Raw genomic sequence first — 10,803 nt, 5'->3', positions numbered from 1 at the left:
CTGAGCCCGTAGAGGACTTTCACCTCCTAGATCAACGCCATGCTCGGCGCACAACTAAAAGGCCTTACATAAAAGTAAGGCCTTAACTGCTTGAAGGTAACCGTCAGTTTAACGTAATTGGCTATCTTTACTTGCTCGACGGTTAAACAATGAATGTCGATGTGCGTCATGCTCTAATATTGACTGACATTCTATACACAAACGAACGCCTTTGATCGCGCGTCGTCTTTGTTCCGGAATCTCATCACCACACTCATCACAATAACGCAAACCCTCACCACCTCGAAGGTTTCCTCTTACACGAGAGATCTCATCATCAATGGTATTTTGTATTTGCTGGCTGACACTATCGTCACCAGCCCATCCTACGGCCATAAGCCCTCCTCAGTATTTGAACGAGAAAATCTATACCTACCGCGGTAAGAGCATATTATAGCCACATTTAAGGATTGTAATAATTATCAAAATCAATAAAACACTATTACACATAGGTAACAAAAATTATTTATTTCTCGCCACTGCACTATTCTATAGGCAATAAAAAACCCAGCCTGTTGGCTGGGTTTTATAAGTAACCTAATGCTTAATCAATCTAATTAACCGATGTGCGTTACGCCGCCCATGTATGGTTGAAGTACTTCTGGGATAGCAATACGGCCATCTGCTTCTTGGTTGTTCTCAAGGATAGCAACCATAGTACGACCAACAGCAAGACCAGAACCGTTTAGTGTGTGTACAAGTTCAGGTTTTTTCTCGCCTTTACGACGGAAACGAGCTTGCATACGACGCGCTTGGAAATCCCACATGTTTGAACAAGAAGAAATCTCACGGTAAGTCTCTTGTGCTGGAACCCATACTTCTAAGTCGTAAGTTTTCGCAGAACCGAAGCCCATGTCACCTGTACATAGAATCACTTTACGGTAAGGAAGCTCTAGAAGTTGAAGTACTTTCTCAGCGTGGCCAGTTAGCTCTTCAAGCGCTGCCATTGAGTCTTCTGGCTTAGTGATTTGTACTAATTCAACTTTATCGAATTGGTGCATACGGATAAGACCACGAGTGTCACGACCATAAGAACCCGCTTCAGAACGGAAACACGGCGTGTGAGCTGTCATCTTAAGTGGCAGTTCAGCTTCATCAGTGATCGTGTCACGAACCATGTTCGTTACCGGTACTTCCGCAGTAGGGATAAGCGATAGAGTCTTAAGAGGTACGTCACTTACTTGCTCAGTTAGCGGGCTTGTGTGGAACAAGTCTTCGCCGAACTTAGGAAGTTGACCAGTACCGTAAAGGCTATCGTGGTTCACTAGATACGGTACGTACATTTCTGTGTAGCCGTGCTCATCAGTGTGAAGGTCCAGCATGAACTGAGCAATAGCACGGTGTAGACGTGCAAATTTGCCTTTCATCACGATGAAACGAGAACCCGAGATTTTAACTGCGCTAGCAAAATCAAGACCGCCAGACATTTCGCCAAGATCGACGTGATCTTTCACTTCAAAGTCGTAAGTCTTAGGTTGACCCCAACGAGAAACTTCTACGTTATCGTCTTCATCTTTACCATCTGGCACTTCTGCATCAGGTAGGTTAGGAATAGACATTGTGATCGTTTCTAGCTCAGATTGAAGATCAGCCAATGCTACTTTAGCTTGGTCTAGTTCTGCGCCTAAGTTGCCTACTTCTGCAAGGATACGCTCAGCTTCTTCATGGTCGCCTTTTGCTTTCGCTTGACCAATGGACTTCGATCGAGAGTTACGTAACGCTTGTAGCTCTTCAGTTTTCATCTGAAGGGACTTACGTTTTTCTTCAAGTTCACGAATTGTCTCTACATCAAGGGTGAAGCCTCGACGTGCTAATTTTGCCGCTGTTTCATCCAGCTCAGCTCGAAGTAATTTAGAATCCAGCATTGCTAATCCTATGCTTTAGTTATTTGAATATTCAGTAGCTTGCTACTGAATCACTGCTAAACCCCTAAAACTGGTGTTATTTCGACCAATTTATAACGATTTAATTGAAATTTTATGACTAGGTAACGATATCCAAAAAAGACTACTTTTCATAGCGTTTTTGTGGGCTTTTTGCGTCCAAATCCGCCAGATAATCTAGCTTCTCGCCAATTTTGGTCTCTAAGCCTCGTTTTGTTGGGAAATAGTATTGCTTCTCTCCCATTTCAGGAGGCAGATACTTTTCACCAGCGGCGTAGGCTCCTGGTTCGTCATGAGCATAACGGTATTCTTGCCCGTAGCCCATGTCCTTCATCAAAGTTGTAGGTGCATTTCGTAAATGATGAGGAACTTCATACTCAGGCAGATTGTGTGCATCCGTTAACGCTTGCTTCCAAGCGGTGTAAACGGCGTTACTCTTTGGTGCACACGCGAGATAAACAACCGCCTGTGCAATAGCACGCTCCCCTTCGGCAGGACCAATTCGAGTGAAGCAGTCCCAAGCGGACATTGCGACCTGCATGGCGCGAGGATCAGCGTTACCGATATCTTCAGAAGCAATCGCCAGCAAGCGTCTAACGATATACAAAGGATCACAACCCGCAGCAATCATTCGAGCTGACCAGTACAAGGCCGCATCAGGGTTTGAGCCACGAATTGACTTATGAACCGCGGAGATTAGGTCGTACCAAATATCACCCTTGTTATCGAAACGAGCGACTTTCTCACCAGCCACTTCAGCCAACAACTGCAAGGTTATCGCTTTCTCGCCTTTATTGTTGTCTTCTGCCATGTCATACAGCAGTTCAAGGTAGTTAAGCGACATACGCGCGTCGCCGTTAACCAGTTCTGCAAGGCGATCTAAAACATTATCAGCAAAATCAACAGGCACATCACCTAACCCACGTTGCTTATCTTCAATCGCTTGGCGAATGACAAGAGAAATATCATCTGTGTTCAGGGACGTCAGTTTGTAGACACGCGCACGTGACAACAAAGCGTTGTTCAGTTCAAAAGATGGGTTTTCTGTCGTCGCACCAATAAAGGTCACGGTGCCATCTTCGATATGAGGCAGAAAAGCATCTTGCTGACTTTTGTTAAAGCGATGGACTTCGTCCACAAACAGGATGGTTCTGCGCCCTGCTTGCTTGTTCTCGCGCGCTTTTTCAATTGCAATACGAATGTCTTTTACGCCCGAGGTTACCGCCGATACGCGTTCCACTTCAGCATTCGCATAGTTTGCTGCAACTTCGGCTAACGTCGTTTTACCGGTGCCCGGAGGCCCCCACAAAATCATCGAGTGGATATGGCCCGCTTCCAACGCTCTGCGAAGTGGTTTACCTGGGCCTAATATATGCTGCTGACCGATGTACTGTTCGACAGTTTCCGGTCTCATACGAGCAGCAAGGGGACGAAAATCTTCGTCCCCCGCAAAATCTAAGCTGTAATTACTCAATTGCAATCTCTTGATTCGTTGATGGCATTAATGCCTATCGACGTACTACCAAACGATCTGCTTGTTTAGATCAGTTTCTTTGGTCGTCGACCTCGACACCTTCCGGTGCCACAAAAGTAAAGCGGTCTGCTGCAGGTTTACCCAAATCAACATTGCTAAAGGTAAACTCACCTTTTTGACCGTCTTGTTCAATCACATTAAAGCCCTGAACAATGCCCTTTTCGGTGATATTAATCTGGAAGTCACCCTGATTAGAATCGACAGCAGTTGGCGTTAGCGTGAATTGGTTACCCGTTTGCGCCACATTATAATTATCCCAATCACTTTCTTGGTTTCGTGTAAGCAGGACAAAAGGTGTCTGTGATGTCGCTTGCTCTTGCCAATAAATGCTCACTTGCTCAATGAACGGGCTGTAGTACCACAAGCTTTGGCCATCAGATACCAACAAGTTTTCATCAGGGAACGTGGTCTCCCAGCGGAACAGGCTTGGGCGTGCAATCTCTACCGTGCCCTCACCTTCCATAACAACATCACCATCAGGGCTGGTTACGACTTGTTTAAAGTCAGCGCTGAAGCCTGCGTTTAATGCCAAGCGGCTACTCAACTCTTCTTTCGGAGAAGCAAACACTGAGAAGCTCATAAATAAAAGTGCGAATACTTTTTTCATCAATAATCCTGTTAGAACATAAGTCGGTCATATTTTCGATTTGACCGACTGAATAGTTATGAGTTCCTACCGGAACTAATCTTTTGGTGGCGCTGGTGCTAAGACTTCTCGGTTACCGTTATGACCTGGAGCACTTACGATACCTTGAGCTTCAAGTTGCTCGACAATACGTGCAGCACGGTTGTAGCCAATCTTGAATCGACGCTGTACACCTGAAACTGAGCCACGACGTGAATGAACAACGTGTTCTACCACCTGATCAAACAGAGGATCGACCTCTTCATCACCTTCCATCTTCTCACCCGGAAGCAAGGTTTCTGGAGTTTGTTCGCCGTTGGTGATTTCATCAATATAGTTTGGCTTACCACGCGCTTTCCAGTTATTCACGACTGCGTGTACATCGTCATCAGATGCAAAGGCACCGTGAACACGAGTTGTATGGCTAGAACCAGGAGGCAAGTAAAGCATATCACCCATGCCCAATAGTGATTCCGCACCACCTTGGTCAAGGATAGTTCGTGAATCCGTTTTAGTTGATACGGTAAAGGCCACACGGGTTGGAATGTTCGCTTTAATAAGACCAGTAATAACATCCACTGATGGACGTTGCGTCGCTAGGATCAAGTGAACACCCGCCGCACGTGCTTTTTGTGCCAAACGTGCAATCAGTTCTTCAACCTTCTTACCAACCACCATGATTAGGTCGGCAAATTCATCAACGATAACCACAATGTAAGGCAGTTTCTCAAGCAATGGCGCTTCTGGGTCCATGCTGTCGCCCGGCTTCCACAGTGGATCGTGAATTGGGTGACCCGCTTCCGCTGCCATCTTAAGCTTATCGTTGTAACCTTTAATGTTACGAACGCCTAATGCTGACATCAGCTTATAACGTCGTTCCATCTCGCCAACACACCAACGAAGGGCGTTCGACGCATCTTTCATGTCGGTTACCACTTCAGACAATAGATGAGGAATACCCTCATAAACCGATAGCTCAAGCATTTTCGGGTCGATCATGATGAAGCGAACATCTTCCGGTGATGCTTTGTAAAGCATACTCAAAATCATTACGTTCACACCTACCGACTTACCAGAACCGGTTGTACCTGCAACCAGAACGTGAGGCATTTTCGATAGATCAGCAATAACGGCTTCACCAGCGATGTCTTGTCCTAGAACCACTGTCGTTGGCGATTTCGCTTCTTGGAACTGAGGGCTAGCAACCACGTCTGAGAAGAATACCGTTTGGCGACTCATATTCGGCAGTTCTAAGCCAACATAAGGTTTACCCGGAATCACTTCTACGACACGTACTGCCAATGCAGAGAGCGAACGCGCTAAGTCCATAGAAAGGCCAGAAATACGGCTTACTTTCACACCTGGAGCCAGATCAAGTTCGAATCGAGTGATTACTGGACCTGGGAAAATGTCGACAACGTCTGCTTTGATCTTGTAGTCCGCTAGCTTAGATTCAACAAGACGAGCAATTGCCTCTAGCGCATCACGGTCAATAAAGGTTTCACGCTTTTCAGGGTGGAATAACAATTCAAGCGTGGGTAATGGCTCAGCAGGCTTAGGTAAATTAACATCTTGTTGAACCAAGAACGGATTCTGCGCCGCTGCCATATTCGCTTGGGCTTCAGAAACAATGCTTTGGAATGCGGCGACATCTTGATCTTGATCTTGATCTTGATGCGCAGGTTCTTCTTCCGTTACTTCTTCCCAAGGAAGATCAACAGTTGGCTCTAGGTTTTGTGCTGTTGGCTGTTCAGGTTCTGAATGTTCTTCTTGATAAGGGAAAGGTTCAAACTGTTCTTCGATTAATGCTGCGTCAGCTAATTCAGCTTCAGCCTGTTCTGATTCAAGCTCTGAGCCCTGTTGGTAGCTTTGCTCTTCCGTAACATCAAACGGTGAAGGTTGTGCAGAGAAATCGTCTTCCACGGTTGCTTCTGGCTCGCCCATAGGTGAAGCGTATAAAGATTCAGGTTGAACATCTTCAGAACCAAATTCGCCATTTACTTGTGGTGAGCTATCTAATTCTGGTTCAGCACTTCTAAGGTCAGCATGAGCAGGGCCAACTTCTGGTTGTTCGTTCTGCATGTATTGTTGGTAAGCAACCTGAGAATCATGCGCGTCAACCTGATCTTGTTCTGCTAGGTCATCTTCATACATGGCCGCATTTTCTAGCTGCTCTATCGTTGCATTCAACTGTTTAGAGCGCTCAATACCTTCTTCTAGCGGTTCTTCTGGCGCTTGGTAAACAGCTGCTGCAGGGATCGTTTGCTCTGACTCAATTACCGCTTGAGGCTGAACCTGAGGTTCTTCATGAACAGGAGCTTCTTGTTTCGCAGGAGCATCGACAGGCATATGAATATTGTAATGACGCTTCGGCGATGCAGCATTGTCTCGCGCATTTGTCGCCACGTCTGCCGACTCATTGGTCGCAGAAAAACTCATCGCAGGATCTAGCGGATCATGCTCTGTTGATTCTTTGTTGCCTTCTATAGCAGGAACATCGCGGTAAGTTGGCGCTTGATGCTGCTGATGACGTTCTTCGATTAAATCGCGGTCTGCTGATTCTCTTAATTGAGGCTCAAGCAGCTCTTGGTCTTGGCCACGAGCCTTATTAACAGTAGACGTGAAAAATTTGATGGCACATTCACCCAACCATTCCACAATGCTTAGCCAAGAGATACCGGTTAATAGAGTGAAACCAGCACCCCATAAGAAAAGAAGAACCAGCGTACTACCAAGAACATTCAACGTTGGAAGTGCAAGGCTTGTTAAAACGTCACCTACCACGCCACCGGATGAAAAGTACCAGATGTCGTCAAAGTTGATATCCGCTAAACCACAACTCGTAAGAATTAGGATAGTCAGGCCAAGTAAGCGAGTGCCCCACAGCATGAAGTCGATCTGCTCGTCTTCATTACGTTTGCGGAATAAAACCCACGCAGCAACCGTCACTAAGATAGGCAGAGGGTAAGCCAAAGAGCCAAATACGAAGAAAAGCGTATCCGCCAACCAAGCACCTAGGTAGCCACCCGCATTTTGAATGTCACCACCCCACGCCGTTTGCGACCAAGATGGGTCTGCAGGACTAAAAGTTAATAACGCAACGGCAAGTAGAATAGAGAAGAGAACACCGAGAATCAGACTGCACTCTTTGAGACGTTGAGAACCACTCAAACGAGGAGACTGAGGCTCTTCACTCGTTTTAATGATTGTTTCTACTTTATTACTGCTCTGCTTGAACATAAACCAACTTAATAATTAAACGGGATAAAAACATCTCGAGCGGCCAAAGCCGCTCGTTTCAATGAAACTACTGTTGATTTAACCATATCAAACAGAAAAACCCAATTCCAGAAAGCAAGAAAGCGGAACAAATGTCCGCTTTCTTTCATTTCACCAATTGTGACTAACGAGTTTTAATCACAAGTTGATTGGTTTGTTTCACTTCTTCCATTACTACGTAAGTTCGAGTGTCGTTTACGCCCGGTAGACGAAGTAACGTATCACCCAGTAGCTTACGGTAAGCACCCATATCAGATACACGTGTTTTTAGAAGATAGTCAAAATCACCCGACACTAAATGACACTCTTGGATGTCATCCAGTTTCTGCACAGCGGTGTTGAATTGTTCGAACACATCTGGCGCACCACGGTTCAACGTAATTTCAACAAACACTAAAAGTGAAGCATCAAGGTACTGTGGGTTCAGCAACGCTGTGTACCCAGTAATGTAACCTTGACGTTCTAAACGACGAACACGTTCAAGACATGGAGTTGGAGAAAGTCCTACTCGTTTTGAGAGTTCAACGTTTGAGATACGACCGTCTTTTTGCAACTCATTAAGAATGTTGCGGTCAATACGATCTAGTTCCTTGGACGGCTTCTTATAATTGTCTGCCATTTTTTATTCCACCTTATTACTTCCTTGCAAAAAAATATACTACAACTTTTTAATATTCAGTATCAAATTTTATCTAAACCTATCTATACTAGATATTAATTCGACAGAATTACCCTACACATAGATAAAACAACCAAAATAAAATGAGGAGTCAGGATGATCATTGGCGTACCTAAGGAAATCAAGAACCACGAATACCGCGTTGGTATGACCCCAGCTAGCGTGAGAGAACTAATCTCACACGGCCACCAAGTTTTTGTAGAAACCAATGCCGGTACTGGTATCGGTTTTTCAGACGATGATTACATCGCTGTAGGCGCATCCATTCTTCCTACTGCTGCTGACGTTTTCGCGAAAGCAGAGATGATTGTAAAGGTTAAAGAACCTCAAGCTGTCGAGCGAGCTATGCTTCGCGAAGGGCAAATATTATTTACCTATTTACACCTTGCACCAGATTTTCCACAAACTGAAGAGCTTATCAAGAGCAAAGCTGTCTGCGTAGCCTATGAGACTGTAACAGATAATATGGGTCGCTTGCCACTATTAGCACCAATGTCTGAAGTAGCTGGTCGTATGTCTATTCAAGCAGGTGCACAAACATTAGAGAAATCTAACGGTGGTTGTGGTCTTCTTCTTGGTGGCGTTCCAGGTGTTGAACCAGCAAAAGTTGTTGTTGTTGGTGGCGGTGTTGTAGGTGCTAACGCAGCACGTATGGCTGTAGGCCTTCGCGCCGATGTTACAATTCTTGACCGTAACGTAGATACACTGCGTCGACTTGATGAAGAATTCCAAGGTCGCGCAAAAGTGGTTTATTCTACTGAAGACGCCATTGAGAAGCATGTTCTAGAAGCAGACCTAGTAATTGGTGCAGTACTAATTCCTGGCGCAGCAGCTCCAAAATTGGTTACAAAAGAGCACATCGCTAAGATGAAGCCAGGTTCAGCAGTTGTTGATGTTGCAATCGACCAAGGCGGTTGTTTCGAGACTTCTCACGCAACCACTCACGCAGACCCAACTTACATTGTTGATGACGTAGTTCACTACTGTGTTGCAAACATGCCTGGCGCTGTTGCTCGTACTTCAACTTACGCACTAAACAATGCAACACTTCCTTACATTGTTAAGCTAGCGAACAAAGGCTACCGCGAAGCACTTCTATCTGATGAAGGCTTCCTAGAAGGTCTAAACGTTATTCACGGTAAAGTAACTTGTAAAGAAGTTGCAGAAAGCTTTGACCTTGAATACGTAGACCCAGCAGAAGCAATCGCAATGTTTAACTAATGATGTAATGACTAACTGAACGCAATAATCTTCTCGTTGAAGCGTTCAGTTAACTCATACACATTAAACAAAAAGCCAGTACGACATTATGTCGCGCTGGCTTTTTTGCATTAATGGATTTAGTTCGTAAAAACACGTAACAGTACAGTTTACCACTAGCGCTCGATTTTAACCCCATGAATCAATAGATTTCTTGGCGTAATACTGCGTTCACAGAACTCTTCAATCGTAGCTTCATAACCTTGCTCTTGCAGATAGATAGCGCGATCTAAAGCCAGCCATATCTCTAATGGTCGTCTAAAGACTTGTTGAACCAAACTCAGCTTTTCCATTTCCCAGAAAAGCGCTTCGCCTTGAATCAAATAAGAGTCAAAATCAATATCTGAGCCCAGCGATAGCTCTTTCACTTCAGATGCCCAACGGCAGAAAGATTCAAAACCCTCAGCTAACTCTGATTTTTTGATGCTCGGTACAGGAATGTATTCGTCAATGTTAAGTTCAGCCTTAAGCAACTGGCTGAAGCCTAGACGATAGCTCATCTCTAGTTGACGATGTCTTTTTACTCTTTCACCACCAGTAACGGTTTCTTGAAGCGGGATTCTCAAGTCGCTCTTACTTAACGTTAATGCTGAGCTTTTCGCGATAGAAGACATCGCTTGATAGTTTTCGTCTCGAATAAGATGATAACAACAAGGAGAAATAGTGACCGCTGGTAGCCCATGTGACACTGACTTTTTAACTAGCTCAACATGAAGATCACCACAAGCATGAAGGGCCACGGCATGTTGGTACGAATTAAACACGTCATCGGCCTTGTCTGAAAACGCATCTCCTTGAACAAAATCCATCGCTAACTTCTGGTCATCCGCAATCTTTTGTCCGCTTTCGCATAACGATTGCTGCCATTCAAAGCTAGTGACTTTTTGATCCGATTGCTGAGATAGGATTCGACCAAGAAAGCCTTTACCAGAACACCACTCGAGCCACTCTTTGCCATGGTGATGGCATAATGCAGCCTCGCCCATTGCGACAATTTGATGTAGCTTTCGGCCAGGAATACCATCAGCAGTACCACGTGGGAGGTCTAAACCAACCAAAGCAGTGTTATCGAACTGGATGTTTTGGGTAGCAGTTTCTAATTCAGGTAGGAAACGAGTCAGTTCCTCAATCAAAAGCTGAGGCTGCTCTTTTAAGGTTTGAATGCTTTCATTATCTAAGCTTTCTAACCAATCAACGAGTGGACGATTGACCTCTTTCCACGGCTGCTGTTGAGTTTGGCATAGGTGAAAAGGCTCTGAACGCCAATAAATTTGGTGCTCTAACAAAAATGAGTCGAGTATTTTAAATCGTGAATGCATGCTTCCCCCTATGATGGGTGGATTGTAGGGGGTAGAGGCCGAAATAGAAAGGCACTATATGAGATGCGGCGCAAAGAGAGTCAGTGTAAAGAAAAGTTATCGAGATGCGAACGTTTGAGGATGACACATAATTAATCGAGTAGGAGGAGGCCTCACGGCCTCCGTCCTCTCACACCACCGTACAA

At 45.0% G+C, this 10,803-nt stretch carries 8 protein-coding genes; 1 reads left to right on the top strand and 7 read right to left on the bottom strand.

Annotated features, from left to right (window positions below; genetic code table 11):
* Positions 1-108 precede the first annotated feature (108 nt).
* From AB6D58_RS23805 to lrp, 6 genes are all read right to left on the bottom strand, one after another.
* Positions 109-375, bottom strand: coding sequence for a DksA/TraR family C4-type zinc finger protein (locus AB6D58_RS23805; RefSeq protein WP_017060251.1), 267 nt, complete (start codon positions 373-375; stop codon positions 109-111).
* A 221-nt stretch (positions 376-596) separates the two neighbouring features.
* On the bottom strand, positions 597-1,904 hold the full coding sequence (gene serS / locus AB6D58_RS23800) for a serine--tRNA ligase (protein ID WP_017060250.1): 1,308 nt from the start codon (positions 1,902-1,904) through the stop codon (positions 597-599).
* A 142-nt stretch (positions 1,905-2,046) separates the two neighbouring features.
* Positions 2,047-3,402, bottom strand: a complete 1,356-nt coding sequence (locus AB6D58_RS23795) for a replication-associated recombination protein A (protein WP_372158735.1) — start codon at positions 3,400-3,402, stop codon at positions 2,047-2,049.
* Positions 3,403-3,466: 64 nt separating this feature from the next.
* Positions 3,467-4,063 carry an outer membrane lipoprotein chaperone LolA gene (gene lolA, locus AB6D58_RS23790; protein ID WP_017060248.1) on the bottom strand — a complete coding sequence of 199 codons (597 nt, stop codon included), beginning with the start codon at positions 4,061-4,063 and terminating at the stop codon, positions 3,467-3,469.
* 75 nt (positions 4,064-4,138) lie between these two features.
* Complete coding sequence (locus AB6D58_RS23785) at positions 4,139-7,321, bottom strand: DNA translocase FtsK 4TM domain-containing protein (protein ID WP_372106192.1); 3,183 nt, start codon at positions 7,319-7,321, stop codon at positions 4,139-4,141.
* A gap of 163 nt (positions 7,322-7,484) precedes the next feature.
* On the bottom strand, positions 7,485-7,979 hold the full coding sequence (lrp, locus tag AB6D58_RS23780) for a leucine-responsive transcriptional regulator Lrp (RefSeq protein WP_004734558.1): 495 nt from the start codon (positions 7,977-7,979) through the stop codon (positions 7,485-7,487).
* Positions 7,980-8,135: 156 nt separating this feature from the next.
* Here lrp and ald point away from each other — a divergent pair, with 156 nt between their 5' ends.
* Complete coding sequence (ald, locus tag AB6D58_RS23775) at positions 8,136-9,260, top strand: alanine dehydrogenase (RefSeq protein WP_017060246.1); 1,125 nt, start codon at positions 8,136-8,138, stop codon at positions 9,258-9,260.
* A gap of 155 nt (positions 9,261-9,415) precedes the next feature.
* On the opposite strand, the gene AB6D58_RS23770 is transcribed toward ald, so the two are convergent.
* Positions 9,416-10,618 (bottom strand): methyltransferase, encoded by a 1,203-nt coding sequence (locus AB6D58_RS23770; RefSeq protein WP_102393838.1) that lies wholly within the window; start codon positions 10,616-10,618, stop codon positions 9,416-9,418.
* Between the last annotated feature and the right edge of the window lie 185 nt (positions 10,619-10,803).

It is taken from the genome of Vibrio sp. 10N.239.312.D08, assembly GCF_041466145.1.
Taxonomy (GTDB): Bacteria; Pseudomonadota; Gammaproteobacteria; order Enterobacterales; family Vibrionaceae; genus Vibrio; species Vibrio crassostreae_C.
This window is presented reverse-complemented; position numbering and strand designations above follow the sequence as displayed.

Excerpts from the sequence above, each read along its gene's own strand:
- AB6D58_RS23770 (WP_102393838.1), bottom strand. The coding sequence starts at position 10,618 with ATGCATTCACGATTTAAAATACTCGACTCATTTTTGTTAGAGCACCAA.
- AB6D58_RS23785 (WP_372106192.1), bottom strand. The coding sequence starts at position 7,321 with ATGTTCAAGCAGAGCAGTAATAAAGTAGAAACAATCATTAAAACGAGT.
- lrp (WP_004734558.1), bottom strand. The coding sequence starts at position 7,979 with ATGGCAGACAATTATAAGAAGCCGTCCAAGGAACTAGATCGTATTGAC.
- serS (WP_017060250.1), bottom strand. The coding sequence starts at position 1,904 with ATGCTGGATTCTAAATTACTTCGAGCTGAGCTGGATGAAACAGCGGCA.
- AB6D58_RS23805 (WP_017060251.1), bottom strand. The coding sequence starts at position 375 with ATGGCCGTAGGATGGGCTGGTGACGATAGTGTCAGCCAGCAAATACAA.
- ald (WP_017060246.1), top strand. The coding sequence starts at position 8,136 with ATGATCATTGGCGTACCTAAGGAAATCAAGAACCACGAATACCGCGTT.
- lolA (WP_017060248.1), bottom strand. The coding sequence starts at position 4,063 with ATGAAAAAAGTATTCGCACTTTTATTTATGAGCTTCTCAGTGTTTGCT.